Here is a 26,555-nt window from a genome sequence, read left to right on the forward strand (position 1 = left end):
TAATTAAATTGGAGGCTAACAATGTCTAAAAACAAAAATCTAATTAGAGATAAAAACTTAGCAATCCTCAAATCCTTTCTTTTTCAAAAAGGTACAGCCTTAAAAGCTGAGATGGCTAAGGAAACCGGAATTAGCGTTGTGACAATCAATACCTTAGTCAAAGAATTAGTTGCAGAAAATATTATCATCGAAGGCGAAATGGTCCAACCACCTTTGGGACGCCCTGCCATTTGTTATCATTTCAATTATGACTTGAGCCATTTTCTATTGCTTAGTATCCAAGAACAACAAATCCATGCGAAACGCTCCTTATGTATCGTTGGAAAAATTGTCAATTTAGCGGGAGATGTCAAATATGACGCAAGATTTGATTTTACCGATATCTCAATGGAATTTTTTATAGAGAAACTCACCCATTTTATCCACTTAGGTTTTGATTTAACTAAAATCGGTTTATCTTTTCCCGGAAAAATTTATAATGGCGTTGTTCTGTCTAGCTGGGAAAGTTTATTCGATTATTGGGAGTTTGAAAACGAATGGTCCAAGCATTCTTCAATCCCTTTATTGGTTCAAAATGATGCGCATTTATTAACCGTGGGTACCACGATTCAACAAAAACTAAGTAAGTTAGAAACTATTGTGGGTATTTTTTATCCCGAAAATAGTATGCCAGGAATTACCATTTATGCGAACGACGGACTGATTGAAGGTGGTCATAATTTAGCAGGAGAAGCAAAATTCCTTCCCCACCTCATTGACGCGGCTACGCCAGATACTACTGCAGCATTTATGACCAGTTTGTTAGAAATTCTAGCCATCTATAATGCCGTGCTTGCTCCAGATACCTTTATCATCTCTGCGGATTCAGTTGAAGAAGCAACTATTCGCCAAGCAATCCAACAATCCACTCTTTTAGCGAAACAAGTCAATCAACCCAACTTACTCTTTGTAGAAGATTTTCAGACGGCCTTGACTTATGGCCTACGTTGGTTAGTAACTTCGGAGAGTATTTATCAATTATAACGGGGCTATGAACACGTCTATTAACAATAAAAACTATCCGAACGATAAGTGTCTGCGAATTCACCAGAATTAGTGTTCCTCACTTGCTATCGTTCGAATAGTTTTTGTTTTTATATGATGTCTTTAGTTCCTAAGTATTGCCCAACGGTAAACGGGCACTTCCCATTTTAATGCCTTCATTCTCACTGATGGCTTGCTTGAGTGCAGGTAGTACGCTCTCACTAAATAATTCATCTAGTGCTTCTTGATGACAAAAAGGACTGTTTTTTCCGGCTAATAATTCTTGAAACCATTGTTCCATTTCTTTTGGATAGAGATTGCCACCAATGGAAGATAGTCTGGTAAAGCCTAACGTAATTTTTTCAGCTAAATTCGCTTCACCACCTGCATAGAAATAAAAGCTACGATTTTTAGGGAGATGAAACTGCGAAATTCGTTGATACACGCCGGCTTCTTTCAATCCAATAAGTTGAGGAATGGTCATTAACTCATTCATCGTTGCAACGGCAAGATCAAAACCCGTTCGTTTAGGGTTATTATATAGAATAATTGGTTTTTGAATGATTTTTGCTATTGCTAAAACATAAGCTTTTGCTTCTTGCTGGGTTGGTAAAATATAAGGTGGAAAACCTAACAATACGCCTGCAATTTTTGTTGAATGAGCAATTGCTTGAGCCAATAGTTCTGCCTCTTTTTGACGAATGCTGGCGACACCAAACAGAATTTCAAAAGATTCAGGGAAAACAGTCTGTTCAATGCCTTCAATTAAAGCTAATTTTTCTTCCAGAGTAAGACTGTGCTGTTCTCCAGTTGAACCACAAATTAAAACGGAAGACACTCCTTGTCTTTGGAGGTGAGACACATGTTGAATTGTTGCGGAAACATTTAATTCTTCATCTTTGAAAAAAGCCGTTGGAACAGCTATGTGATACGCACATTGTAAATTTGTTTTCATTATCTTAACTCCTTTATGAAATGAAAATATCCGCTATTGCAAACAAAGTTGCATACCCGGCTAATTTAGTCCGATCACCCGCATAAGTACCGTATAAAATACCTCCTCTTGCAGATGCTTGATAAGCAATGATTGTCTCAGTCTGCAATTTTTTTGCCCAATAAGGAACAATATGACAATGCCCACTCCCACATACAGAATCTTCGGCGATATTTAATTTTGGCGCAAAGGTTCGAGAAACACAGGTATATTCTCCCTCGCTTTTAGCTGTCACATGCAATAATAATCCGTCTAATGCAGCAATTTTTTCTTGATTTGGAGTGACACGGTAAACATCTTCTGCTGTATCAAGAATACACAACAAATCTCTTCCCAGATACACTGCTGTTGGTTGACAACCTATTGCCGCAACAAGTTCATCTGTAATCGTAACTTCTTCCAAATCAAATGAAGGAAAGCTGATTTCAAAACGTTCCTCTTGCTGACTAACAGCGATGTCGCCACTCATCGTGTGAAAAATCAACTCTGCCGTATGCTCGTAGAAATTGGCAATTACATAGGCTGCTGCCAATGTTGCATGACCACACAAATCAATTTCGCCATTTAACGAAAACCAACGTAAATGATAGTGGCCCGCTTTTTTTACAACAAATGCTGTTTCAGATAAATTATTTTCTAAGGCAATTGCTTGTAGATGGCTATCTGATAACCAAGTATCCAGAATACACACAGCAGCTGGATTTCCTTTAAATACTTCTTGAGTAAAGGCATCGACAATATATTGTTTCATCTCGTTGGCTCCTTATAAGTTAATAACGATTGTATCTACATACACAGCAGTTCCTGATATGGCTATCTGTAATTGGTCGTCACCAGTTACATGCACGACTACCTGACCATCTCGATTCATTTCTATCCCTTGTTCTACGAAAATAGTCTGTGGTGATGTCTGTTTTTTGACATATGTTTGATAATACGCACCCAGCACGCCTGAAGCTGTCCCTGTGACGGGGTCTTCCACCGTTCCTGAATAAGGTGAAGAAAAATGGCGTGCGTGTAAATCGTTGTCTGAATGGACTGTTTCAAAGCAAAATGGATGAATCGATGTTGTAGGAATTTCAGTTAATATTTCAGGAAATTGTTGATTATTTGGAACCATTTGTTGAAAGCTGGCTAATTCCTTGATTGGAACTACGAGTGTCCAAATTCCTGTATTACCATAAACAATCGGATAGCGTGAATCAATCGCAGTTTCAGTTAAACCCAATCCCTTAGCTAAAAGTGCCGTTGATCCATTGAATTTTCGGAATTTTGGCGTAGTCTGCTGCATGGTGACAACTAATTGTTCTTTTTCAACTGTTGCTTGAATGGGTAAAACGCCAGCTTTTGTTTCAATTGTAAATTTTTTTGCCGCGAACCGATTATGACGATACAAACTGTAGACTGCGCCGATTGTACCATGTCCGCATAAATTCATTTCATGTCCAGGAGTAAAATAACGGAATTGAAAATCCGCAATTTCTGACTGGCAAACAAATGCAGTTTCATTAAAGCCGACAGTTGCAGCAATTTTCAACATTTCTGCCTCTGTATAGTCATCACCATTGAGTACCACACCAGCAGGATTCCCTTTATTTGGTAATGAACTGAATGCATCAATATGTTCCACTTGAATTTTCATCGAAAAACCTCCTTTGCGTGTTGTCATTTATTATACTAGAAAAAAACGCGTATCTTCAATCCTAGATACGCGTTTATAATTAGTTTGTTAAATCGATTTTTTGGCCGATGGTATAAACAATCATGCCACCAACAGTCATCGAAAGTAGTTCTCCTACACCGATAATTAACCAGTTATAGAAAAAGGGTAAGCCATATAAAAGGGTTAATTGTCCAGCTACAGTAAACATAGATACTGCAAAAACAATGGCGGTCATCACCATTTTATATTTCATAGTTTGAATTCGTTTCGTTGCATAAACACTTACAAGTAATACCAAAAACGTACCGACACTCCCAACAACAACATCTACTAAGCCATTCGGTGAAGAGAAGTTAGCAATCGCAACGCCTAATGTTACCGCCCAAATATAGCGTTTATTATACAATGCGAAGTAATTAAACATCTCTGATAATCGAATTTGTACAGCACCAAAACTGATAACGGATAATCCGACCGTTACAACGACGTATAAACTCGTAACTAGTGCCATTTTTGCTATTTCTTGTGTTGTCCAATGAGTAACTGAACGTGTTTTTTCTTTATTCATGTCTTTTCTCCTTTGCAAGGACGTGCCTTGGTAAATAACTGCGACCAAAGGATTGAAGTGTCGCAGTGTGGAAAACCACTATTATTCATGATAATGAAAAATGTTCAGTTTGCAAGGCTTTTATTTTAATAGCCAGCCTCCGTCAATTGGTAAAATTGTTCCTTGCATGTAACGAGCTTGCTCACTTGCTAAAAAGAGCGTAACAGCGGCAACTTCTTCTGGTTGAGCCCAACGTTTCATGGGTGTTTCTTCTGCTACCCATTTTGCCATCGCACCATCTCCAGCAAAATCAGCAGCATTCATCGGTGTTTGAATTGCTCCTGGTGCCAGTCCATTGACATGGATTCCTTTTCCAGCATAATCTAACGCTAATTGTTTTGTAAAACCAGCCACTGCATGTTTTGCTGACGTATAAGCAATACCACCGCCACCACCAACAAAACTCGCTACTGATGCCATATTAATAATAGTACCTGAAGCTTTTTTAAGCATCTGAGGTAAAACTTCTTTTGTAATCACAAACATACTTGTCAAATTAGTCGCTAAAACCTTTTGCCATAAATCAAGATCGGTTTCCTCAATTGTTTGATAGTCATCTAAAATTCCGGCAGTATTCAAAAGAATATCCACGTCACCAAAGGAATTCCGACAAGCTGAAACGGCTTCTTGACAAATTTCATCCTGGCTTAAATCACCTGAAAATGATTTGAAATGACTATGGGCAGATAAGTTGCCAAAATCATGCTGAATATCTACACCAAAAACCAAACTTCCAGCTTCTAAGAATGCTTTAGCTTGTTCATAACCAATACCTGAAGCCGCACCTGTAACAAACACTATTTTATTTTTAAATTCGCTCATTCTTCAACGACTTTCCAATCATCCGCCAAAATATCACAAACGGTTGGTGCAAAGCTCGAAAAGCCTTCATCGGATGTTTTAATTAAAAAATAAGGCGTGACCGGACAACCCTCATATTCTTCTCCTGAAACAAGCGTGACGTATAATTCGAATCCACCCCAGCCTTCACGAATAATTTTTTTGCCTTGTTTTAACTTTGGTAAAATTTCTTCAAATGTCATTAGTATCCCTCCATTTTCTCTCCTAGTTGTAACATAAAACAGACTAGAAAACCATCCTCGCTTTAAGTATCTTTTTCTTTTATTTTCTTTTTAAAAAACCACAAATCTTTGGTTAATCCAAAGATTACCAATATTAAAACAACAATATATATCTTATTACCTAAATATATTTTTAGTCCAAACACAAAAATTGCAGCAATTAGGATTAGAAAATAGATGATTTTCAATATAAAATACGTTTTTTTATTCATTAACGCCACCTCTTTCTACTATTTTATATTTTATCTCAATTTCCGTTGACAAAAACGAAAAACAAAAATATTATTATAGTATCAATTATATCATATTTATAAAATAATTTTCGTTTAAATATAAAAATAGTATCAAAGGAGGCTGTATGCAAAACTATCGTGAAATTCCAGTAACACCGAATTTAGAAGAACAATTTGATTATCCGGTTAACAACTTTTTATATGACTGTTGGGTGGATGACTATAGTGAATTAAAAGATGATACATTAAATTGTCATTGGCACGATTCGTTTGAATTTGGCTATGTACTGTCTGGCTCATTTGATTATTTTATCAATGGTACCCATTTTAAGCTAAAAAAAGGAGATGGTTTTTTTATTAATGCTCGCGTCTTACATATGGCCATTGCCGATAATCAAGAAAAAGAGAATCAAATTTTTGGTTTTTTATTTCCCCATACATTATTAACACAAGGCTCACCTCAATTGTTTGAAAAATATTTTCAACCAATTATTGAAAGTTCGATTCAAGGTTTTCATCTACAACCCACAACGGTTAGTCAAAAACAATTACTTCACAGTATTCAAAGCGGGCAACGCTTAACACCCAATATGCCTTATTTTGAATTAGAAGCGATTACTCAAGCAAGTAAAGTTTGGAAATTAGTTGTGGAGTATGTGGATACACAAAATCCTATGATTCAGGCACCTCATCGTTCAAAAGAACAAGAAACCAAGGCGATTTTATCTTACATTTATCAAAATTATGCAAATAAGTTTACCATTGATGAATTATGTAAACAAATTGGGATTAGTCGATCAGAATGTTTTCGTTGTTTTAAAAAATTTACTAATAAAAAGCCGATGGAATACATTAACGAATATCGTTTGTTTCAAGCAAGCAAACTATTAAAACTTTCAACACTATCAATTGAAGAAATTACCAAAAAATGTGGTTTTTCTACTTCAAGTTATTTCGGAAAACAATTTAAAGAATTATACGGTGTCACCCCTCTGCATTATCGTAAAAACAATAAATTAAAAACTTACTTTTAAAGGAGAACAAGATGTATTCATTACTACTCGCCATTATTTATATTGCTTTTATCAGCTTAGGTTTACCGGATTCCTTAATCGGATCAGCCTGGCCTGTCATGCACCAAGAACTGCAGGTTTCAGTGTCCTATGCTGGGATTATTACTATGACCATCGCTGGTGGAACAATTGTTTCTAGTCTATTTTCGGATAAATTAACACGCAAATTTGGGGCTGGTCTGGTCACTGCATTAAGTGTGTTAACAACAGCAATTGCATTATTTGGCTTTTCTATTTCTACTCACTTCTTAGCATTAGTGTTGTGGGCGATTCCTTATGGTCTAGGTGCTGGTGCTGTGGATGCAGCATTAAATAACTATGTTGCCTTGCATTATACTTCTCGTCATATGAATTGGCTGCATTGCTTCTGGGGTGTCGGAGCAGCGATTAGTCCATATATTATGAGTTTTTATTTAACAAACGGACAATCATGGAATAACGGTTATCGAACAATTGGTATCTTACAGCTGATTTTAACTGCCGTATTATTTTTCAGCCTACCACTCTGGAAACGACAAAAAGATACTTATACTAGTGATTCGACAACAAAAGCGTTAAGTTTTAGTGAAATATTAAAACTCAAAGGAATTTGGGCTATTTTAATTGCCTTTTTTGCTTATTCAGCGGTTGAACAAACAACCGGGTTATGGGCAAGCACCTTTCTAGTAACGGCCAAAAATATTCATCCGGATATCGCTGCTCGTTTTGCTGCCTTTTTCTTTTTAGGGATTACTTTTGGTCGGTTCATTTGTGGATTTATTGCTGACCGTTTAGGGGACAAACAATTAATTCGTGTAGGCACAGGGATTATTCTAATTGGTCTACTTTTTATCCTTTTACCAAGTAGCCAAACATTTTGGGCATTATCTGGATTAATTATTGTTGGCGTCGGTTGTGCTCCGATTTATCCATCGATTATCCATGCGACACCTACTAATTTTGGTAAGGAGTATTCACAGTCCGTCATCGGTATTCAAATGGCATTTGCTTATGTTGGAACAACTTTTGTCCCGCCATTTTTTGGTTGGTTAGCGTCAGTTACCTCTCTTGCCATTTATCCATTTTTCCTAGCCTTCTTCGCTTTATTAATGCTTTTTAGTACCGAACGATTAAATCAACTATTAAAGGGGTAAATAATGATGATCAAAGCAATTGCTGTAGATATGGACGGAACTTTTTTAGATACAACGAGTCGCTATGATGTTCAACGCTTTGAACGGATTTATCATCAATTATGTAAAAAACAAATCAAATTCATCGTAGCTAGCGGGAATCAATATTATCAATTAAAATCTTTTTTTCCTGGAAAAGATGCTGAGATTGTGTATGTTGCAGAGAACGGAGCAATTATTGGGGAAAATCAAAACTTACAGAGTGTCAGTCAGTTTTCATCGACCTTTGTTCAAACACTTCTGTCGGTATTATTAACGAATGATTATACGTTAGAATTTATCGTATGTGGCGTAAAAAGCGCTTATCTGTTATCTTCAGCTAGTCAACAGTTCAAAGAGTTCGCTAAGAAGTATTATTATCAATTAACAGAGGTGTCTTCATTTAATACGCTACCTGATGATGTCTTTGTAAAAATCGCTTTGGATGTGGAAGTTGAGAAGACGAACAGCGTGGTAAAGCAATTAAATGTACAATTTGATGGACAGTTAGTAGCAGTAGCTAGTGGTCATGGAAGTATTGACATTATTATTCCCGATATTACAAAAGGTAGCACAATTGCAAAATTATTAAAAAAATGGCAGATAATGCCTGATGAGCTTTTAGCATTTGGAGATGCCAACAACGATTTAGAAATGCTTGGTTTAACTAAGCACAGTTATGCGATGGAACAAAGTAGCCCTCAAGTTAAAAGAACGGCAACATACCAAGCTCCTTCTAACAATAATTCTGGCGTACTTGCTGTCATTGAAACTTATCTCGATTAAACAAAACAAACCCGAACGTCTTTTTTGCTTTAGCCTAGCAAAAGTGTACCGTTCGGGTTTGTTTTAATGATTGTTTCGTCTAGTTGGGCGCTTTACGCCAAAATTTAGTTTCATTAGCTTTATCTTCTATATTGAATTGAATCATTTCTCGTAACAATTCATAATGTACTTCTTGTTCCCATGTAATCCGAAAAGTATTCTCTGTATGCGCATAACCAACTATGTCTAGTTTATCTGCGAATTTTTGAATACCTGCAACTTCAGGTGAAACTGTGATATGTTTTTTTGTATGTTTAAAAGCAATAATAAACGTACCATGGTCAGTAAACATCGGTTGTCCCCAACCGAATTTTATTTGAAGTTGAGGAAATTCAGAAGTAAGCCAATCGAATAATTCTTGAAGTTTTTGACGCTTTGTATCATCGGTTACTGCGGCAACATATTCAGATAAGTTACTCATCGCTAACGCCTCCTTTTAGGCTTTTTTATTTAGCTTCGCTTGTAATTCTTTGTCATAATTGCGTGTAGCAGGAATGATAAAAGTCACGATTCCACAGAGTAATGTACCAATTCCTGCTAAGAGAAACATTTTTTCTACTCCAATTTTATCGGCTAAAGGACCAGCAAAAATTAAACCAACTGGACCAGTAATACTCATCAGTGAATTAAGAACTCCTAAAATCCGACCTAAATATTTAGGATCATAACTTTGTTGAATCATTGCCATGAGCAGCGTATTAAAATACGGCGTAGCAAATCCTGCTAAGGCATTTAAGATAATGAAGAGAATAAACCCTTGCTTTGTAGCTGGTAAGATACCACTTAATCCAATTGTGATGCCAATAACAACGTAGGCTAATAACACAGGTTTCATTCGATCTTTCCAGTTCCCAGCAATCCCGATTAACGCCCCACCTGCTAACATTCCAATAGCATAAATCATTTCAATTAAACCGGCATCTCCTACTGAACGATTAAAATATTCCATCGTCATTAACGGATACATACTTGCAGCAGGCATGAAAATTAAAGTAAATGCTGAACCAATTAACGTAATCCACCATAGACCTTTATTAGCCATTAACTGTTGCAAACCAAATTTAGTATCTGTTAATAGATGAACTTTTTCTCCTTGTGACACGACTTTAGGAATCGTTACAAAAATTAGTAAGCCGATTCCAAAAATAGCACCTAATACGTCTAATAATATCAATTGATTCATAGGAACAATCGCAAATAAGAAAGCACCTAATGCAGGAGCGATAATAAAATTAGCAGATTGAACCATCCCTAACTGTCCATTAACTTTGGTTAATTCCTCTTCAGGAACCATGGTTGGTAAAATAGATTGAATGGTTGGCATTTGGAACGTTTGCGCGATTGAACGCACTAATAGAGAAATAAATACTAACCACAATGGAAACTCTGCTGAAAATGTTCCCACTAAGGATAAAATCAAGGCGATAATTGCCACAATTCCATCCGTTACTATCAACAATGTTTTTTTGTTCCAGCGGTCAATTAAAGGACCCACGAAGGGACTGAGTATAACCATCGGCAACATCCCTAAAATAGTTGCAAAACTTAAAACTGTGGCTGAACCAGTCAGTTCAGTTAAATACCAAATAATAGAATATTGGACAATCATACTGGTAATTCCTGATAGAAATTGCCCACTTAAAAATAAATAAAAATTTCTACGCCAATGCGCTAGTGAAAACTCAGTTTCTTTCATTTTATACTCCTTTTAAACAACAGAACTATTTTTCTTCTGTCATCTCTTTCATTTTAATGACAATTGCTTGTGCCACTTCTTCAACTTTTTGAGGCTGCAATTGTTTAATTGGTTGTGAAATGAAGGGGACTTTTTTGGCTAAGTGAATCATTTTCGCTTGTGTCGTAGTCAGTTTACGCTGTTTCCCATACATAAAGCTTGGACGAACCAATAACGCATGAGGAAAATAAGATAAAACAATCGATTCAGCTCTCGCTTTTGAGTGAAAATAACGTTTTAAGAAAAGAGTCGTAAAACGGTTCGCTGAAATATAAACAAAATAAGGAACCTTCATTTTTTGTGCTTCATCAGCAGTTACTTTAGCTGGTTCAATATTGAAACGCTCGTACGTTAAGCCTTTTTTACGATTTTCAACTAACAAACCAATCGCATCAATTACAATATCGGCGTCTTTAAGCACATGGCGCCAGCCGTCTGGTTGAAAAACGTCTCCTTTTACCCATTCAATAGTTGACAACCATTCTTCTTCCAATGCTGGTTGCCCATGACGTGAGACACTGATTACATGATAATCCTCACGAGCAGCTTTGATAATTTCACGACCTAAAAAACCACTACCTCCAAAAATAACTAATTTCTTCATTGTTTTCGCCCTCCTTTTATCTTTATACTAGCAAAATCAAAGGGAAAATGACACTTTTAGGAAAGATTGTATCAGTTGAAATGTGTTGTTACAAGCTCATTTTGTCTTTATGTTTTTCCACATTATTACTCAGTAAAAAGCAAATGGTCCAATAATCAATTTTATGAGTTCCCTTATAACTACCTATAATAGTTGATTATCTCCCATCTAAATAACGACTCATCAATTCCAAATGATGCATAACAGCTGCTTTACGCATCACACCCATCCCAGGGAATTTTTCTTTCGCTGCTTTTTCTAACAATAATTCCAGCCCCTTTGTTGGTTGATTGTCACATAACTGAGGCATCCATTGATCAACTTCCATCATGAGTGCTAAAAATTTTTCCTTTTGCGAAGGTAATTCTTCTGGTGATAAAAAATGATGGATGCGCAATTGATCTTTTGCAAAATAGACAAGGTGCAAACTCAAAATAGGTGTGGGATAGCCATGTTCATAATAGATGCGGCTATCTATTGAAAAATCGCTAAAACCTACAAAGCCTTTCTTCTGATAAGTTTGATGTGTCACTGAAAAAAGTTCATCCATTTGTTCTTGATAAAAATGCGTTCTTGGCAAACGGGTAAAGGCATCTTCTGATAAAATCCGTTGCCCTTTGACTCTCTGTAATAAACGAAATTCTTCTGGTACTAACACTTTTGCTTGGTAATTGTTCCATTCACTTGCTAGAGCAGGTGCTGCTTGATTAATAATTATCATTTCTGAAGGAGTCTCTACGGTTTCTAATGGTTGATCTAATAGATACGCTTTTTCATTAGGAAGTTGGCGCAATGTTTCTAAACCATTTTCAGTAGCAAAAGCCCCCACTTGTGGATTTTGAATAATATAAAAAGAGTGCGCCAATTGTTGACTTGTGTCTATTAATTTTGTAAAAGCAGTCGTTTTCTTTACTGGTTCGATAATTGGCTGAATTCGCTTTGACAAACGATTTTCTTCCAGCAACGTGCGTAATGCAATCAAATCAAATTGTTTGCCACGAAAATAAGGATAATACATTACTTTTCCTCCAACCAGCGATTTTCAAGTTCAAAATAAGCAGCACGCGTCGCCTCTAGTTCCTCTTTTAAAGCTTCTATTGCTTGCGATTGTGTCTCTTCAATAAAACGATCGTAATAGTTCACTCCGCCCCCAAACAAATCGTATTCTGGCTGTCTACGTTTGAGCTCTTTAAATAATTGTTCAGTACCAAATACTCGCAAGCCACGAGCTGTTTTTTTCGCTTTGCCTACTTCTCGCGCTTGCGAGGCGATTAAGCGATAAAGCAACTCTTGTTCATTGACTTGTAATTCTTGACGTTGCGGTTTTTTAGCGGTCGTAAAATACCCTGGTACCCCAATCTCTTCATTGATATACGAATGAAAAACTAATACACCAATCTGACTGGGGATTTCATCTTGGACTGCTAAATACAATTTTTCAGGTAACACAAAATAATTATAATGACCGACAAACGATAACTTTGCTTTTGAACGAAAATCTGCTTTACTAACTTTTAGCTCATAACAACGCCATTCAAACTGATTGGCGATATCTAAACGGCAACTTAGTGTATCGACAATCCCTTGATCATCAGGCATTGTGACCTCTTCAATAACAATATCGCCATTTTCTCGACAGGAATAATACAAACTTTCTTCCATTTGAATGGTTAAGGGTGTCTTCATAATCGTTCTCCTTATTTTATGTTAATTACAGAATAGAACATACGTTCACTTTTTGCAAGTGAAACTTAAAGATATCTCGGCTTTTATTACACTAGCTTTCCATCTTTGAGTTCCCACACTTCATCCGCTAATTCAATAAAATGTGGATCGTGCGATGTGAAGAGCACAGTCCCTGTGTATTCTTTCAGGAACGTCTCTAGTGCTTGAATGGTTGTTAAGTCAATAAAATTTGTAGGTTCATCCAATATTAATAGATTGGATGGTCGTGTAAATAATTGAGCAATCGCAACACGTGTCGCTTCGCCGCCACTTAATACGGATAATGGTTTTAATACTTCATCTTGTGAAAAACCTAAATGATGTAGCAATGAACGGACAGTACTTTCTGGCCAATCTGTTTCTGTCATTAATTCAAGTAATAACGACCGTTGACTAGACAATTGATAGTCCATTTGACGATACGTCTCTATTTTTACTTTTGGTGATAAAACAATACTTGAATGACCATCTAAAATTGCTTGAAATAAAGTGGACTTGCCGGCACCATTTGACCCCACAATAGCTACTTTTTTCCCTAAAGGCAATTGAAAGTCCACTTCATCTAAAATACGTTTTTGATCATAAGTTACTGTTAGTTTCTCAATGCGTAGCGGATATGGATTATGAATTTCAGCTGTCTCGTGTTTTGGGAACTTAATGCTTGTCTCTCGCTCCAAGCCTTGAACTTCTTTTAATTGTTCCAAGCGGGCTGTCATGGTTTTGGCTTGTTTATAAAGATTTTTTTGAACGGTATCTTTTTGTTTTGAAGAAGACAGTCGATCTGGTCGAACATTTTGTTTTTTCTTTTTATCTGAAATTTTTCCGGCTTGTTCTGCTTTTTGTTTTTTCTCTTGAATACCTTTTGTTAATCGTTGCATTTCTTTTTGATACTCTTGGTGTGCACGTTCTTGACTGTTTTTTTCATGTTCTTTTTGTTGCAGATAGGCATCGTAGTTCCCTTTGTATTCTGTAATTTTGCCATCTTTTATTTCCCAAATTTTTTCAGCCAATTCATTTAAAAAGAAACGGTCATGACTAATAAACAACAACGTACCGTAATAATAACGCAATTCTTCAATTAATTGCTGTTTTCCACGCTGATCCAAATGAGTTGTTGGCTCATCCAATAACATCCCTGATTGATAAGTTGAAAGCAATTGCGTTAAACGATATTTCGTCATCTCACCCCCACTTAAATTTTGGACATCCGTCGTGGGCACTGTAAAGCGACTTAATAATGCACCGTCTAAATCAGTTATTGATTCTTCTACCACATCATCCATTTGAGCATAGTACTGAAAATCGATACTTGTCTGAATTGTTCCTTTGGTAGGAGTCAATTGATGCGCAATTAATTTCATTAAACTTGTTTTCCCAGAACCATTTTCTCCGATAATACCAATTTTTTCATTCATATAAACGTTTAATTCAGGAACGATTACAATCTCTTTTCCTGAATAAATTAACTCTAAGTCTTTGATTTGAATAGTTTGTTCTTCCATGGTTTGATCCTTCCTGTTGTAACGAACAGGGATTCCATGTAACTTTTCTATTTAATTAAAAAATGGACACAAAAAAGGGATAGTCTTATACTATCCCTACGTTCATTTTATCTATGTGTATCTACTTAAAAAGTGCACACTTCACCCATGAATTTCGTTACAAGACTTTTGAATTTGTATTAAATTAACGATTCAAAAGTAAAAAACGTAATCTCATAGATGTAGTCACCTTTCATTCCCCTTTACTTGGTTGATAAAAGTAGAATACCATGCTTTTTTATTCTTATCAATGCTTTTGTCTTTGTTCGGCTTGTCTGCGTAATTGTTTTTGTGCTTTTTTTGAGCCACGATCAATATCTCGATTAAATTTCCGCTCATGATACTCAACAAATAATTGTTCCAAATCATAACCTTGTGGGTATAATTCGCTTGCTGGGACAGCTAGTTTCAAGCGTTTAAGCGAAACAGAAATCAGCTGTTTTTCAATAAGTATTTTAGCAGAATATTCATCTTGGTACTCATAAAACAATCCGTACTGCTCATGCTCATTGCTCCAGACACGATCGCCTTTATGAAACTCTATTTGCGTACTACTTGTTTCGGTTGCTTTTCGTTGATACACGATTTTTTTGGTCGCATAATCCTTATTGTGCAGATATTTTTTTGCTTGTGTTAGCACTTTAGAATCAATCGCCATTTTTTGAGCAATCCAAAAGGCGTTACTCTCTCCGACTTGATTAAGTAATAAACGATATTGCGGAGTCAATGTTTCTGAATCGAATGCCATCGCTGCCGTTTGGAAATCTTCATGTTGTAACGCAAAATCTTTTATTTCACCATAATGCGTCGTTGCTACAATTGTTCCACCTTGCTGATACATGGACTCCATTGCTGCAATTGCTAAGGCCGCTCCTTCATTCGGTTCTGTGCCACTGCCAATCTCATCAAGTAAAATCAACGTTTGCCTAGACGTGTGACGTAGAATTTCGCTAATATTTTTCATATGTCCTGAAAACGTACTTAACGAATTTTCGAGACTTTGTTGGTCGCCAATATCGATAAAAATCTTTTTAAACAGTCCAATTGATGAACTGCCATTATGATTGACACAAACACCAAAATAAGTCAGCAAACACACCAACGCAATGGTTTTTAAGACTACGGTTTTCCCACCAGCATTAGGACCAGTAATAATTAAACCGCGCATTGTTCCAATTTCTAAACTTAAAGGTACTGGATTTGTCAATAATGGATGTTTGACACCATCAAAATGCAGTGTCTCTTCTTCATTAATCGTTACTCGTTTTCCGCCAATACTTTGACTGTATTTTGCTTTTGCAAAAATACTGTCCAATTCAACGATAATATCCATACAGTAGCTAATTACATCAGCTTCTTCAGCTAGCATCCCGGTTAAAGATGCGAGTACCTGATAGACAATTGCCGTTTCTTCACTTTTCGCGAAAATCAATTGGTCATTTAATTTTCGCAAACTTTCGGGTTCAATAAATACGGTTGTCCCACGATTGGACCGTTCAATAATCTCACCAGCAATTTTAGACTGAAAAGTTGTTTTAATTGGTAAGGTATAACGGTCTTCTTTTTTTACAACTAAACGATCTTGCAACCAACCGTTAGTTAATGCGTGTTTTAAGATTTTGTCACATTTTTTCTCAAGTTCATTTTCTAGTTTCATGATTTTTCCACGAATCTTTTTTAACTCACGCGAGGCTTCGGATTTCACCCGATTACCGGCAATAGCTTCGTAAATAGCATCAATGATGTGATGAAAATCCGTTAAGTCTTTCGTATAGCTTCTTAATAATGGTGTTTGGTACTGATTTTTCTCAAAAAAGCGTGCAATCAGACGAAACGATCGTAAAAAATCCCCGTATTCTGTTAATTCACTGGCTTCTAAAATAGCACCTTTTTCAATTTTAGTCGTCAAATGTTTAATTTGACTCAATCCCATAAATGGTACATGTTGGCCGGATGCCAAAATTAACATCGCTTCATTCGTTTCTGTTAAACGTTTTTGAACGGTTTGATAATTGGTCGCCGGTTCTTTGCCAGCTAATAATTCTTTTGCATAGTCACTAATACAACGCTGAATAATCTGTTCTTTGATTAAATTAAATTCGGTTGCTTGAAATAAGGTTTTATTCATGTGAGTATTCCTTTCTACTATCAAAAGATACCTTGAAAAAAACAGAGTGATCTACTCGTTTTCAAATATTCGTTATGCAAAAAGCATAAAAAAGGCAATAGGAAGCCCTATTACCTTATCGTATCATTCGTTGATTCAATAGGTATCTTTAGGCATAACAAATAAACCTAGCATATTTTTGGTTTATTTGTATTCAATTGCTTAATTAGATACCTTGCACACTCACAAAAAGTCCCTCTTTCAGAAAACGAGTTTTTACAAGTTGAATTATAACAAGTCCTTTAAACTCTGTAAAGTTTTTAAGGGTTTAATTCTTGAAATGCCTGCCATAAATGATCGCAGTCTTCGCGGTGACCAATTTCTTCCATCTCAAAAGCTGTTTTATCACTACCATCTAAATAATTTCGCAGATGCATATCAGAGAACCCGTATTTTGCAGCATCCTCGCGCGTGTTACTGTAATATACTTTTTTGATATTGGCCCACATCATGACGCCTACACACATTGGACAAGGTTCACAGGTCGCATAAACTTCACAATCTGATAAATCCATCGTATTTAATTTTTTACATGCTTCTCGCACGGCGACCATTTCGGCATGCGCAGATGGATCGGTATCGCGCATCATCGTATTGCCAACCGCTACTACAATTTCTCCATTGCGAACAATCGTTGCCCCAAACGGTCCTCCGTCGCCACGCTTCATTCCTTCAAGTGTCGCTTTGGTTGCTAATTGAAAGTATTTATTCATTTTTCTCGCTCCTTAGATATTTTATTTATTTTTATCGATAAAAGTTAACAGTGTATATAAAACAAACGAACTAATTAATCCTGAAAAGAATGCAAAATCATTAATCATTTTTAATAAACTAACATTAGGGAAAAAGGCTCCTACCATCGAAAGAGTAAAACTAATTGCTAAGACAATTACGGCACGGCGATTGTATTTCATACTTAGTGGACTGTTTTCAGCTGCATAAATCTCTTGCAAATTCAACTGCCCTTTTTTATTGATAAAGAAATCTGACAACATAATACCTGCAATCGGTCCAAACATTGACCCAATGAAACTATAAAATAAGAATAAGTTATTAATAATTTTCCAAGGAAGGATTAAAACACCAATGATACCAGTTACAATCCCACCTGTTTTGACATTGAATAAGTTAGGTGCTAAAGAGGTTAATTGTAAACCTGCTGGGAACAAATTACCAAATACGACAAAAGCAGTTGCCCCTAAATTCAACGCCATAATTAAGACAATTACCGCAAGTGAGCTGTCCATTTGATCAATAGCCATGACGATATCAAAATTTTGCATTTCCGGAAAAGCAATTGCTGTACCTGCAAATAAACTTACACAAGTGATGGCAAATAAAATGTAAGAAAAAATAAAGCCTAAGGGTAAACCAATAATCATTGACTTTAAATCTTTTGCTCGTTGTGTAAAGTCTCCAATATTAACAATCGGACCCGCCCAGTTAGAGACTAATGCACTCACACAAGCGATAAATAAAGCAGTGTTGAATTGCGCATTTGCAGGTGCATAATTCATGACGTTCTCCATACCACCCGCAATATTAATCGCCCATACAGCAGCACCAATAATAAATAGATACACTATCGGAGACGCATATGTGCCTAATTTATCAATAACTTTTGTTCCACCCATAAATAAACCAACTGTTATCACCCATACAAGGACAAAACTAATCGCAGTATAAATGGGTAACCCTAGGAATGTAGCTTCTCCACCAATGGATGTATAACCTGGAAAAATCCGATTAAATATGACATCCATCGCCCGAGCAGTAACAAAGCTTTGCGTTCCAAAAAAGACAACACCAGCAATTAATCCTCTTGCTAAAGCTGGAATAATGGACCCCTTCACTCCAAAGACGGACCGTAAAACCATGGTAAACGGAATCCCATATTTCGCCGAAGCAATCCCGTTAATGACATAAAAGAACGAAACAATCACTGCTGAAGTCATCACCGCAGCAAGAACTTGTTTGGAGTTTAAACCAAGCATAAAAAATCCGGCAACAGTCATATAAGACAAAATGTTGTGAACAGAGCCCATCCATAATGTCGTGAACTGCATAATTCCCCAATCACGCTCTTCTTGATTTTTTGGGCGTAACTCTTCTGCTACAGTAGTAAAATCAACTGATTCTTCAATAAATGGATCTTGGTTGTTCATCGTAATATTTTCAGCCATTGTGGTTATCCTCCATTTTTTTCTATCAATTTTTGTGATTGTGCAGCATGTTCACTAAATAATGAATTCGCTGGTTGAAGCTTGTCTGCTTCAATCATTATCTCATACGCTGCATGATGTTTACCTAAACTACGAAGACTATTTGCTTTATGGAACAAATAATCTACTCGATTGGGTGCTTGTTTCAGCAATTCGTCCATCATTAGAATTGCCTCTTGATGGCGACCAATTTCTCTTAAGTAATTTGATTTATGATAGATAAAAAAGGATCGATTGCCTTTTTGTGCTCCTTTATCAAAGAAAGCGATTACTTGTTTTTGATCACCTATTTTTTTATAAAGATTTGCTAAATAATAAGCAAATTGGGTATCTTGTTGAAAACCTTTCGCATAATAATACCGAGCAGCATCCAATTGATTCAAACATTCATAGCTCAAACCTAAATAATACAATTGCTCTAAAGATTCATCCATTTTAAGCAATTTTTGGATACTTTGATAACAGTTATTTGCGCGAATGAGTGTTTTAATTTCAGTAAAGGGACTTGTGGGATACGCTGCATTTAATAAACACTCAATCGTTTCTTTTTTGAATTCTGTCGCATACTCACAAGCATCTTTTTGATCGAAATCTTTAATCGAGATATCCGCTTGAGAAGTAACTAATTCTTCGACGATATCTCGATAAAGAAAGCCATCATCGCCTAATACAACAGCTTCTAAAAGTGCAGTCCAACCAAGACGATTGACATGATTGACTGGCACTCCAGCATCTAGGGCTTGCTGAACGACACGAATAAACCCCTTCTCACTAGATGGTAACAAAGCTGAACCTCCAAAACGATTTACTTGAGTTAAATCTGGTGAATAGCACAGAAGTAGCTGAAACATTTCAGAAAAACCATTAGCTGCTGCTGCAATAAAAGGTGACAGCATTGTATGATCTTTTGTATTAGGACTAAACCCCTTGTTTAATAAAACCGCAGCAATTGCTACTTGGTTAGTTGCTACTGCTAAATGAAGAGGAGTTTGTCCCTCTTCATTTACAGAGTGTACATCAATGGCGTGTGTTGATAATTCATCCAACACGGCATCTAGTTGCTTTTGTTTAATGCTATCAAAAATTGTTTTTGTCATCTGATTCCACCACACTTAAAATTTTTCGCTTAACTTAACAATGGCCTTTTGAAAGGCTTCTACCGGTGGATAGGTAATACCGGCACCAATCATCCCAATTCCCGCTTCCTTATGAGCAATCGCTGTATTAATTACGGGTAAAGTATTGGTTTGCATCACTTTTAGAATATCAATCCCTGTTGGAATTCCCATAAAGTTAAGTGCTGGAATGGTAACATTGGGATTTTCTCCTGTTGTAATAGCTTCCATTGATAAGGAATAATTTGTTGCATCTGCTACCGTACCGCCCACTAATGCCACAATTGCCGGTGCTGCCGCCATTGAAAAACCACCTAAACCAAATGTTTCAGTGATTGCACTATCGCCGATGTCTAAGCCGGAATCTTCTTCTGTATACCCAGCAAACATTGGCCCGATAACTTTTTGAGACGGACCGACAAACCATTCTTTAGGATCAGTACTTGCTAGGCGAATCCCAAACTCTGTTCCATTTCGCGCCATTGTTGTCACAACTGAGCTATACTCTTCAACACCCACAGCCGCATCTAAAGCTGCCTTACAAAATGCCATCCATGTTGGCCCAGAGAAATAATCACTGCTTGCGACAAAGTCAAACACATCTTTTTGATCCGCTACTGAAAAATCAGTCTGAATAATACCTGGAGTTAACGCTTGAATGAGTAGCGTTGTGCCTGCAACATTTCGATTGTGTAACTCATCGCCCATATGCAATGCTTGTGAAACCAGTAAGCGTAAATCAATCCCTCCTTCTAAACACGTCATAGCCTCTGCCAAGATAGGACCGAATACATCACGCATCCAAATCAAACGTTCAATCACCGAATCGTCATTGGCACCCATTCTTAAAATTTTAGATAATTGTTCACTCAAATTAGTATATGCAACGTTGCCATACGTTTTATTTTCAACTATATGCACATACATTGATGCGGAAGTAACACCTGCCATTGAACCTACAGTATTATGTTCGTGACACGGACTAAATTCAATTTGTCCTGATTGTGCCACTTTTTGGGCTTCTTCTAAATTTTCAGCAAAACCTTCAAATACAATCGCTCCTAAAACTGCTCCTTGCATAGGACCATTCATTTTCTCCCAAGTAATCGGGGGTCCCGCATGCAAAATCATATTTTTCTTCATCCCAGGAACAACATCAATTGCTTTGGCGTATCCAGTTAAATAAATACTTGATGAAGTAATGATTTCAAACACTCGTTGGTTAGCTTGCTGAATTTTTTCTAGATTTTCAGGCTTCTCAAGGATTGTCAACGCTTGTAAAACTGCTTCATTTCCTAATCCAGGTGGCGCCCAATCTAATTGAATACTTGTTCCTCCCTGAGTTTGAATATCTTCAGTAAATTTTTCTAAACCAACATTAACAACAGTTAATTCTTCGGTAAATAATGGATTCATTTCATTCGTCCTTTCCAACAAATTCGCGGGCCAATAATGCGGCGTTTTGCATACTACTTGCATAAATTGCCCCTGTACGTTCCAGTTTTGCTAATTGTTCTTCAATATTTTGCGTATCGTAATCTGTTCCTAATATATAGCCAATTACCTCTAAATGACGACCATCTTTTTCAGCCTGTTGCTTCGCTTGAATGATTTCTTCTACCATGACGCCAACTGGATCTTGATGTGCGCCATAACCTAAAACAAAATCGAGTAAAATCACACCTACTTTTGGATTTTGAGCTTCTTTTCTAAATTGATTGATACGATTACTCGGATCAATCATTGGATGCGGTTTGCCATCTGTATATTCATCAGCACCAAAATCAATATAAATATGTCCATCACTTGAGTTTTCATTTACTTGGTTTTCTGGATTTTTTGCAATGTTGCTATACACATTTGCATATTTTTGTTTCGTAATATAATAAGCTTCCGCTGCTAAAGTTCCACCTGTAAATAATCCACGAATATATTTTTGTTCAGGTGCTAATTTCTGTCTGACTTCTTCAATCAAAGGAATGTTTAAAGGATGTAAATCTAAATTAGATGTAGAAATACCCGCTAACTCAACTGCTTTCAAGGCAGTATTTTTGGACATCGATTCAAAATAAATGTTTCCATCTACTCGTTGTTCCATTTCACCCACAAACCAAACGACGACTGGTTTATTAATTGTTTTGACTTTAGCAATAATTTTTTCTTGTACCTTTTTTGCAGGTGGTTTGGAAATCAAAACAATCACTTCCGTATCCGGATCTTGTGCCAATAAATCGATACCTGCTAACATCATTTTCCCACCAATTTCAGCAGTTAAATCACGTCCACCTGTTCCCAACAATTGTGAAATACCGCCACCAAATTCATGAATACGTACAGAAATTTCTTGTGAACCTGTACCAGAAGCTCCAATAATTCCAATATTTCCTCTTCGTACATTATTTGCAAAACCTAAGCCAATATTATTAATAATTGCTGTTCCACAATCAGGACCCATCATTAAAAGTCCTTTTTCGTTCGCTAAGTCTTTTAACATTTTTTCGTCGGCAACTGACACATTATCGCTGAACATCATGACATTTAGGTTATTGTTTAAAGCTTGCAAGGCTTCTCTGGTCGCATAATGGCCGTTCACAGAAATTAAAGCTAGATGGGCTTTTTCATTTTGAACAGTTTCTTGAATCGTATGATATACACGTTTGACGTTGGTCGTTGTGACTTTTTCTTTTTTAGTCAACAGTTCTTCAACTTTAGCTAAAACAGCTTGTGCTTCCCCTTCATCGGTAATTTTCATCGTAATCACTAAATCACTCGCCTGTGCTTGTTCTACCACCTCATTGGTTAAGTCTGCATTCCGCATTACTTCTTTGTTCATATCCGTCGCCATTGCAACGATTGCCTGTGAAACATGTTCGATTTGATTAGCTTTGGTAGACAATGCCATCAATGAAACAGAATCAATGTAGCGATTTTTTAATACTTTTACTACTAAGTTCTTCATTTAGGTTCTCCTCACTTTTATAGCTAACTGTTTATTTTATACAATTATCATAAAATAGGCCTTTTTAACTAAAAACACTTTATTTTATGAACTTATATCTATATAATAACGATAATGTAATCGCTTTAATATGTACTATTTGATTGAAAATACCTTCATTCATTTGTACACAATATACAACTAAATTTTTTGGAGGTATTATAAATTATGGATATCACTGCTTTTCTAAAACTACCGATGTTTGAAGATTTTAAACTTTTAGCTGGTGAATCAGGAATCACTAATAAAATTACTGGTGTAAATATTTTAGATAATCCTAAAGCGACAGATTGGTTGTCTCCAGGTGAATTAATTGTGACTTCTGGTTATTTTTTTAAAGAAAGTCCCGAAGCTTTAGTACATTTTTTAAAAAGCTTTAGTCGTTTGAATATCGCAGCAGTCTGTATCAAACCAAAAATTTATTTAAATCCTCTTCCAAAAAAATTAATCGAATTATGCGATGAATTAGCCATTCCGTTAATTGAAATTCCTTATGGTGTTGCTTTTTCAAAAATCATGCACACAGTAATGAATTTACTTGCTGATTCAGCGAGTGAGACTGCCCAAATGGCATTGGATATTAATTCAAAATTTATGGAATACGGGTTGCAAGGTGAAGGTATTGATTATCTGAAACAGAAATTAGAAAGTTTTTTAGGGAACCCGCTTATTATCACCAATGCAGATTGGAGCCTTTTAGCAAATAAACCAGCCAGTGCCTTTTATCCCTATCTTAGACAGCAAAAATCGACGGCTTTTTTTAACCAAACTTTGCTTTCAAGTATTCCAACAAATGTATCTCAATTAAAACATCCAACACATTTTGTTTTTAAAGATGGTGTCAACGGCGTTTTATTACCGATATTTTTCAACGAAGTGACTTATGGCTATATTATTGTCTTACCTAACCAGCGCCCCCTTTCGCAAAAAGATTATATCGTTTTAGAAAATGCTTCGATTGCAATCGCATTAAAAATCGTTCATCAAGCTGAAAAAGAACGCATCAATAATAAAGTGCTACGTGATTTTTATCGAGAATTATTATTTGGTACGAAAACAATTGAAGAATTACGTTCGTTTGACATTGAATTCGACTATGATCTTGCATATGTTGTCTTCATCCTGTCCATTGAAACGCCAAGCAAAAGCAATGATTTGTTACAGCAAAAATACGACGAAGACTTGCTGATGCGAACCATTTTAAATGCTGTAAATCACTATCAAACAACCTCCCATTTTGATTTACATGTGTTTAAACAGGGACAACAAGTCATTGGTTTAGTAGGGCATCGCGATGAAGTAATGTCAAATGAAACTCAACAACATAAATTTTTCACTGAATTTCATCAGTATTTGCTCTCTTTTTTAGCCAACGATGCCCATGTAACTATCTTTATTGGCTCTGTGCAAAAACTTGCTGAATTAAATCAAAGTTATCAAGAAGCCAAACAAATGATTGCGTATCAAACACACACTCAGAATCGGTTATATTTTGCTAAAGAATTTTATTTAGAGAATTTTCTTTATCGACATATTAATCAGCCTGATGCTAACAATTTAATTGAACATTATTTATCTCCATTACTTACCTATGATTGTGAAACAGATAGTCATTTAATTGAGACATTGGATGTCTATTTGCAGCAACAGCAAAATTTAGCTGCAACGTCTCGTTTATTGTTCATTCATCGGAATACGCTGCTTTATCGTATCGAAAAAATCGAAAATTTATTGGGATGTTCACTGACTACACCAGCAACAGCGTTCAATCTAACGTTTGCTTTAAAATTGTACAAACAGTATCCCAAAGCATAAAAAAACGAGGTGTAGTCACCTCGTTTTTCGTTTCAATAAATACCAACAAGTTACCACACTTGTAAAAGGTAATATTACTGCAACACCCACTCCCGACAATAAAATAATTGCGAGTTCATCAACAAATGCTTTTGAATGAATCATTTCTTGCCAAGGAATTTTTAAATCTTGATACCAAAAAATCAATGCTAAACTACTACTAATAAAAGCAAAAAGTAAGGTGTTAATTGTCGAATTCAAAATACTTTTCACGACAGCCATGCTTGATTGAAATAAACGGGAGAAATCGATGGTGCCTTCACGTCGATGATAAAGCTCTGTTGTCGCACTAGCAATTGCCATGCTTCCATCTATTAACGCACCAGAAACACCAATAAATAAAACGGAGACACTTAATTCAGAAAAACGAATTGGAATCTCCAAATTCATCACTGCTAATTCTTCCATTTCTTGTGCAGGAAAGCCATGAACAGCTAAGCTTTGGATCAACGGAATAAAAACAATGCCTAATACCACCAAAAATAGTAACATACTATAAAAAGCAGCTTTCGTTTTTTCATTCCAACCATTGACATACGCTAATGTAATCAAACTATTGCCTAAAATATATAATAAGCTTATAAGATAAACCGAAAATCCTTGATTTAAAAAGAAAATCAGCAATAAAAATAATAGTAAATTCATAAATAAGCCACTTAATACATAAAAAGAAGATTTCCCTATAATAACTCCCATACACAGGATAAATAAAATCAATAAAACACCTAAAACGCTCATTGAATTCTCCTCCTTCCAATTGCAAAGAAGAATAATGAAATCGGAATAGATAATAGAATACCAAAACCACCACATAATACGCGTACTGCTTCTAACGATAACAACATGTTGATTGTTTGGCCAAATGACCAGCCGTTAAATAAATACAATAAAATGACCGGAATCGCACTACTGAAATAAGAACAAATCAATACATTAATCATTGTGCCACTAATATCATTTCCAACGGTTTTTCCCGATTGTATTAATTGTTTGAGGGTCACTTTATTATTGCGTAATTCAATTTCCTCTAACGTTGAAATAACAGTGACTACCGTATCCAAGGATGCACCGATTGCGCCAATTAATAAACTTGCTAAGTAGATTGGACGATATGGTCTTGTCAATACACCCATATCTTCAAAACGTAGGCCTTTATCTTGTAATATCGCCATTGTAAAATAACAAATACCGAATGCCGTTAAAATAGTGACAATCGTCGCTACAAATTTTTGTAGACTATTTTTTTGAATCCCATCAATGAGAAATAAGGTAATCGCTACCGAAAAAAACATGTAAACCATTGTCATAGGAATCAACGAAAGCGATGCGTGCTCTCGATAGAACCAAATCGTGAAAAAAAGAGCACTACTATTTAACAATGCACTAATAAACGTTGTTAAACCAGTCTTACCCCCTACAAATAATAAAGTTAATAACAATAAGCTAACCATAAAGAAAACAAAACCATCTCGCTTTTTTTCCATTACTTCATTACCTTGATAAAAAACTTGATTGCCTTTTTTTAAATGCACACTTTCAATTTCATTTTCTTGATAAGGAGCAACTAGTGCTATTTCCTTCCCCTTTGCTGCGCCATTCACGACGATTGCTTGAATAAGCTGTTGATTATCTTTAATTTCTATTTTTTGTATTTTTGCTAAGGGTTGCTGATACCAATTTCCACTGTAGTTTTGAATGAATAAACTACCAAAAATGCAGATCAGCGTAGTTATTATTCCTAAAGTTATTTTTCGCTTCATGTCGACCTCCTTCTCCCCATTTTTTAAGCATAAAACAAAATATGGATTTGAACAACCATTCAATTTTTTAAATTTTCATTATAATAGTCGTAGAATTTATCTAGAAAACACGTTGTCGATTCCTATTTCATTCGTTCCCAAAAA

At 36.0% G+C, this 26,555-nt stretch carries 26 protein-coding genes; 5 read left to right on the forward strand and 21 right to left on the reverse strand.

Annotated elements, in window-relative coordinates; translation table 11 throughout:
- The first annotated feature begins 21 nt into the window (after positions 1–21).
- Positions 22–1,023: an ROK family transcriptional regulator gene (locus tag DOK78_RS09715; RefSeq protein WP_207940544.1), complete on the forward strand. Its 1,002-nt coding sequence runs from the start codon at positions 22–24 to the stop codon at positions 1,021–1,023.
- Between the two features lie 130 nt (positions 1,024–1,153).
- On the opposite strand, the gene DOK78_RS09720 is transcribed toward DOK78_RS09715, so the two are convergent.
- The 7 genes from DOK78_RS09720 to DOK78_RS09750 form a co-directional block, all read right to left on the reverse strand.
- Positions 1,154–1,978 carry a dihydrodipicolinate synthase family protein gene (locus tag DOK78_RS09720; protein WP_207940543.1) on the reverse strand — a complete coding sequence of 275 codons (825 nt, stop codon included), beginning with the start codon at positions 1,976–1,978 and terminating at the stop codon, positions 1,154–1,156.
- A gap of 13 nt (positions 1,979–1,991) precedes the next feature.
- Entirely contained in the window at positions 1,992–2,768 is a 777-nt protein-coding gene (locus DOK78_RS09725; RefSeq protein WP_207940542.1) for a PhzF family phenazine biosynthesis protein, read from the reverse strand.
- Between the two features lie 12 nt (positions 2,769–2,780).
- Positions 2,781–3,659 (reverse strand): PhzF family phenazine biosynthesis protein, encoded by an 879-nt coding sequence (locus tag DOK78_RS09730; protein ID WP_207940541.1) that lies wholly within the window; start codon positions 3,657–3,659, stop codon positions 2,781–2,783.
- A gap of 79 nt (positions 3,660–3,738) precedes the next feature.
- Positions 3,739–4,248: a QueT transporter family protein gene (locus tag DOK78_RS09735; protein WP_207940540.1), complete on the reverse strand. Its 510-nt coding sequence runs from the start codon at positions 4,246–4,248 to the stop codon at positions 3,739–3,741.
- Positions 4,249–4,368: 120 nt separating this feature from the next.
- The gene (locus DOK78_RS09740) at positions 4,369–5,109 is read right to left on the reverse strand and encodes a 3-oxoacyl-ACP reductase (RefSeq protein ID WP_207940539.1); all 741 of its coding nucleotides are present in this window, start codon (positions 5,107–5,109) and stop codon (positions 4,369–4,371) included.
- Positions 5,106–5,330 (reverse strand): DUF2829 domain-containing protein, encoded by a 225-nt coding sequence (locus tag DOK78_RS09745; RefSeq protein WP_207940538.1) that lies wholly within the window; start codon positions 5,328–5,330, stop codon positions 5,106–5,108. The genes DOK78_RS09740 and DOK78_RS09745 overlap by 4 nt, the downstream gene beginning before the upstream one ends.
- Positions 5,331–5,392: 62 nt before the next feature.
- Positions 5,393–5,581 carry a hypothetical protein gene (locus DOK78_RS09750; RefSeq protein WP_207940537.1) on the reverse strand — a complete coding sequence of 63 codons (189 nt, stop codon included), beginning with the start codon at positions 5,579–5,581 and terminating at the stop codon, positions 5,393–5,395.
- Between the two features lie 146 nt (positions 5,582–5,727).
- On the opposite strand from DOK78_RS09750, the gene DOK78_RS09755 reads away from it, so the two are divergent.
- From DOK78_RS09755 to DOK78_RS09765, 3 genes are read left to right on the forward strand one after another with little or no spacing between them, the layout of a single operon-like run.
- Positions 5,728–6,636 carry an AraC family transcriptional regulator gene (locus DOK78_RS09755; protein ID WP_207940536.1) on the forward strand — a complete coding sequence of 303 codons (909 nt, stop codon included), beginning with the start codon at positions 5,728–5,730 and terminating at the stop codon, positions 6,634–6,636.
- A gap of 11 nt (positions 6,637–6,647) precedes the next feature.
- Positions 6,648–7,808: an MFS transporter gene (locus tag DOK78_RS09760; RefSeq protein WP_207940535.1), complete on the forward strand. Its 1,161-nt coding sequence runs from the start codon at positions 6,648–6,650 to the stop codon at positions 7,806–7,808.
- A 3-nt stretch (positions 7,809–7,811) separates the two neighbouring features.
- The gene (locus tag DOK78_RS09765; protein ID WP_339076097.1) at positions 7,812–8,612 is read left to right on the forward strand and encodes a Cof-type HAD-IIB family hydrolase; all 801 of its coding nucleotides are present in this window, start codon (positions 7,812–7,814) and stop codon (positions 8,610–8,612) included.
- 79 nt (positions 8,613–8,691) lie between these two features.
- On the opposite strand, the gene DOK78_RS09770 is transcribed toward DOK78_RS09765, so the two are convergent.
- The 12 genes from DOK78_RS09770 to fdrA form a co-directional block, all read right to left on the reverse strand.
- Positions 8,692–9,072 (reverse strand): iron chaperone, encoded by a 381-nt coding sequence (locus DOK78_RS09770; protein ID WP_207940534.1) that lies wholly within the window; start codon positions 9,070–9,072, stop codon positions 8,692–8,694.
- A 15-nt stretch (positions 9,073–9,087) separates the two neighbouring features.
- Positions 9,088–10,347 (reverse strand): MFS transporter, encoded by a 1,260-nt coding sequence (locus DOK78_RS09775; protein WP_207940533.1) that lies wholly within the window; start codon positions 10,345–10,347, stop codon positions 9,088–9,090.
- A 25-nt stretch (positions 10,348–10,372) separates the two neighbouring features.
- Complete coding sequence (locus tag DOK78_RS09780; RefSeq protein ID WP_207940532.1) at positions 10,373–10,990, reverse strand: NAD(P)H-binding protein; 618 nt, start codon at positions 10,988–10,990, stop codon at positions 10,373–10,375.
- Between the two features lie 196 nt (positions 10,991–11,186).
- Complete coding sequence (locus DOK78_RS09785) at positions 11,187–12,047, reverse strand: sce7725 family protein (RefSeq protein WP_207940531.1); 861 nt, start codon at positions 12,045–12,047, stop codon at positions 11,187–11,189.
- On the reverse strand, positions 12,047–12,715 hold the full coding sequence (locus DOK78_RS09790) for a hypothetical protein (RefSeq protein WP_207940530.1): 669 nt from the start codon (positions 12,713–12,715) through the stop codon (positions 12,047–12,049). Before DOK78_RS09790 ends, DOK78_RS09785 begins: the two co-directional genes overlap by 1 nt.
- Before the next feature lie 86 nt (positions 12,716–12,801).
- A complete protein-coding gene (abc-f, locus tag DOK78_RS09795) occupies positions 12,802–14,256 on the reverse strand; it encodes a ribosomal protection-like ABC-F family protein (RefSeq protein WP_207940529.1) in 1,455 nt (484 codons plus the stop codon).
- 286 nt (positions 14,257–14,542) lie between these two features.
- The gene (locus tag DOK78_RS09800) at positions 14,543–16,423 is read right to left on the reverse strand and encodes an endonuclease MutS2 (RefSeq protein WP_207940528.1); all 1,881 of its coding nucleotides are present in this window, start codon (positions 16,421–16,423) and stop codon (positions 14,543–14,545) included.
- Positions 16,424–16,722: 299 nt separating this feature from the next.
- Positions 16,723–17,175, reverse strand: a complete 453-nt coding sequence (locus DOK78_RS09805) for a nucleoside deaminase (RefSeq protein WP_207940527.1) — start codon at positions 17,173–17,175, stop codon at positions 16,723–16,725.
- 21 nt (positions 17,176–17,196) lie between these two features.
- The gene (locus DOK78_RS09810; RefSeq protein WP_243430439.1) at positions 17,197–18,645 is read right to left on the reverse strand and encodes a cytosine permease; all 1,449 of its coding nucleotides are present in this window, start codon (positions 18,643–18,645) and stop codon (positions 17,197–17,199) included.
- A 5-nt stretch (positions 18,646–18,650) separates the two neighbouring features.
- On the reverse strand, positions 18,651–19,781 hold the full coding sequence (locus tag DOK78_RS09815) for an ankyrin repeat domain-containing protein (RefSeq protein WP_207940526.1): 1,131 nt from the start codon (positions 19,779–19,781) through the stop codon (positions 18,651–18,653).
- Positions 19,782–19,796: 15 nt separating this feature from the next.
- Positions 19,797–21,215 (reverse strand): DUF1116 domain-containing protein, encoded by a 1,419-nt coding sequence (locus tag DOK78_RS09820; RefSeq protein ID WP_207940525.1) that lies wholly within the window; start codon positions 21,213–21,215, stop codon positions 19,797–19,799.
- A gap of 1 nt (position 21,216) precedes the next feature.
- Entirely contained in the window at positions 21,217–22,758 is a 1,542-nt protein-coding gene (fdrA, locus tag DOK78_RS09825) for an acyl-CoA synthetase FdrA (protein WP_207940524.1), read from the reverse strand.
- A 207-nt stretch (positions 22,759–22,965) separates the two neighbouring features.
- Here fdrA and DOK78_RS09830 point away from each other — a divergent pair, with 207 nt between their 5' ends.
- Complete coding sequence (locus tag DOK78_RS09830) at positions 22,966–24,612, forward strand: PucR family transcriptional regulator (RefSeq protein WP_207940523.1); 1,647 nt, start codon at positions 22,966–22,968, stop codon at positions 24,610–24,612.
- 15 nt (positions 24,613–24,627) lie between these two features.
- Here DOK78_RS09830 and DOK78_RS09835 read toward each other — a convergent pair whose 3' ends face one another.
- Positions 24,628–25,389, reverse strand: a complete 762-nt coding sequence (locus DOK78_RS09835; RefSeq protein ID WP_207940522.1) for a YibE/F family protein — start codon at positions 25,387–25,389, stop codon at positions 24,628–24,630.
- On the reverse strand, positions 25,386–26,411 hold the full coding sequence (locus DOK78_RS09840) for a YibE/F family protein (protein WP_207940521.1): 1,026 nt from the start codon (positions 26,409–26,411) through the stop codon (positions 25,386–25,388). The genes DOK78_RS09835 and DOK78_RS09840 overlap by 4 nt, the downstream gene beginning before the upstream one ends.
- Positions 26,412–26,555 lie beyond the last annotated feature (144 nt).

It is taken from the genome of Enterococcus sp. DIV2402, assembly GCF_017426705.2.
GTDB classification, from domain to species: Bacteria; Bacillota; Bacilli; order Lactobacillales; family Enterococcaceae; genus Enterococcus_F; species Enterococcus_F lowellii.

Coding starts and splice junctions, on each gene's coding strand:
- DOK78_RS09730 (WP_207940541.1), bottom strand. CDS start 3,659: ATGAAAATTCAAGTGGAACATATTGATGCATTCAGTTCATTACCAAAT.
- DOK78_RS09820 (WP_207940525.1), bottom strand. CDS start 21,215: ATGAATCCATTATTTACCGAAGAATTAACTGTTGTTAATGTTGGTTTA.
- DOK78_RS09715 (WP_207940544.1), top strand. CDS start 22: ATGTCTAAAAACAAAAATCTAATTAGAGATAAAAACTTAGCAATCCTC.
- DOK78_RS09815 (WP_207940526.1), bottom strand. CDS start 19,781: ATGACAAAAACAATTTTTGATAGCATTAAACAAAAGCAACTAGATGCC.
- DOK78_RS09780 (WP_207940532.1), bottom strand. CDS start 10,990: ATGAAGAAATTAGTTATTTTTGGAGGTAGTGGTTTTTTAGGTCGTGAA.
- DOK78_RS09745 (WP_207940538.1), bottom strand. CDS start 5,330: ATGACATTTGAAGAAATTTTACCAAAGTTAAAACAAGGCAAAAAAATT.
- DOK78_RS09805 (WP_207940527.1), bottom strand. CDS start 17,175: ATGAATAAATACTTTCAATTAGCAACCAAAGCGACACTTGAAGGAATG.
- DOK78_RS09810 (WP_243430439.1), bottom strand. CDS start 18,645: ATGGCTGAAAATATTACGATGAACAACCAAGATCCATTTATTGAAGAA.
- DOK78_RS09720 (WP_207940543.1), bottom strand. CDS start 1,978: ATGAAAACAAATTTACAATGTGCGTATCACATAGCTGTTCCAACGGCT.
- DOK78_RS09790 (WP_207940530.1), bottom strand. CDS start 12,715: ATGAAGACACCCTTAACCATTCAAATGGAAGAAAGTTTGTATTATTCC.
- DOK78_RS09775 (WP_207940533.1), bottom strand. CDS start 10,347: ATGAAAGAAACTGAGTTTTCACTAGCGCATTGGCGTAGAAATTTTTAT.
- DOK78_RS09760 (WP_207940535.1), top strand. CDS start 6,648: ATGTATTCATTACTACTCGCCATTATTTATATTGCTTTTATCAGCTTA.
- DOK78_RS09840 (WP_207940521.1), bottom strand. CDS start 26,411: ATGAAGCGAAAAATAACTTTAGGAATAATAACTACGCTGATCTGCATT.
- abc-f (WP_207940529.1), bottom strand. CDS start 14,256: ATGGAAGAACAAACTATTCAAATCAAAGACTTAGAGTTAATTTATTCA.
- DOK78_RS09765 (WP_339076097.1), top strand. CDS start 7,812: ATGATGATCAAAGCAATTGCTGTAGATATGGACGGAACTTTTTTAGAT.
- DOK78_RS09750 (WP_207940537.1), bottom strand. CDS start 5,581: ATGAATAAAAAAACGTATTTTATATTGAAAATCATCTATTTTCTAATC.
- DOK78_RS09835 (WP_207940522.1), bottom strand. CDS start 25,389: ATGAGCGTTTTAGGTGTTTTATTGATTTTATTTATCCTGTGTATGGGA.
- DOK78_RS09770 (WP_207940534.1), bottom strand. CDS start 9,072: ATGAGTAACTTATCTGAATATGTTGCCGCAGTAACCGATGATACAAAG.
- DOK78_RS09725 (WP_207940542.1), bottom strand. CDS start 2,768: ATGAAACAATATATTGTCGATGCCTTTACTCAAGAAGTATTTAAAGGA.
- DOK78_RS09755 (WP_207940536.1), top strand. CDS start 5,728: ATGCAAAACTATCGTGAAATTCCAGTAACACCGAATTTAGAAGAACAA.
- DOK78_RS09830 (WP_207940523.1), top strand. CDS start 22,966: ATGGATATCACTGCTTTTCTAAAACTACCGATGTTTGAAGATTTTAAA.
- DOK78_RS09740 (WP_207940539.1), bottom strand. CDS start 5,109: ATGAGCGAATTTAAAAATAAAATAGTGTTTGTTACAGGTGCGGCTTCA.
- fdrA (WP_207940524.1), bottom strand. CDS start 22,758: ATGAAGAACTTAGTAGTAAAAGTATTAAAAAATCGCTACATTGATTCT.
- DOK78_RS09785 (WP_207940531.1), bottom strand. CDS start 12,047: ATGTATTATCCTTATTTTCGTGGCAAACAATTTGATTTGATTGCATTA.
- DOK78_RS09735 (WP_207940540.1), bottom strand. CDS start 4,248: ATGAATAAAGAAAAAACACGTTCAGTTACTCATTGGACAACACAAGAA.
- DOK78_RS09800 (WP_207940528.1), bottom strand. CDS start 16,423: ATGAATAAAACCTTATTTCAAGCAACCGAATTTAATTTAATCAAAGAA.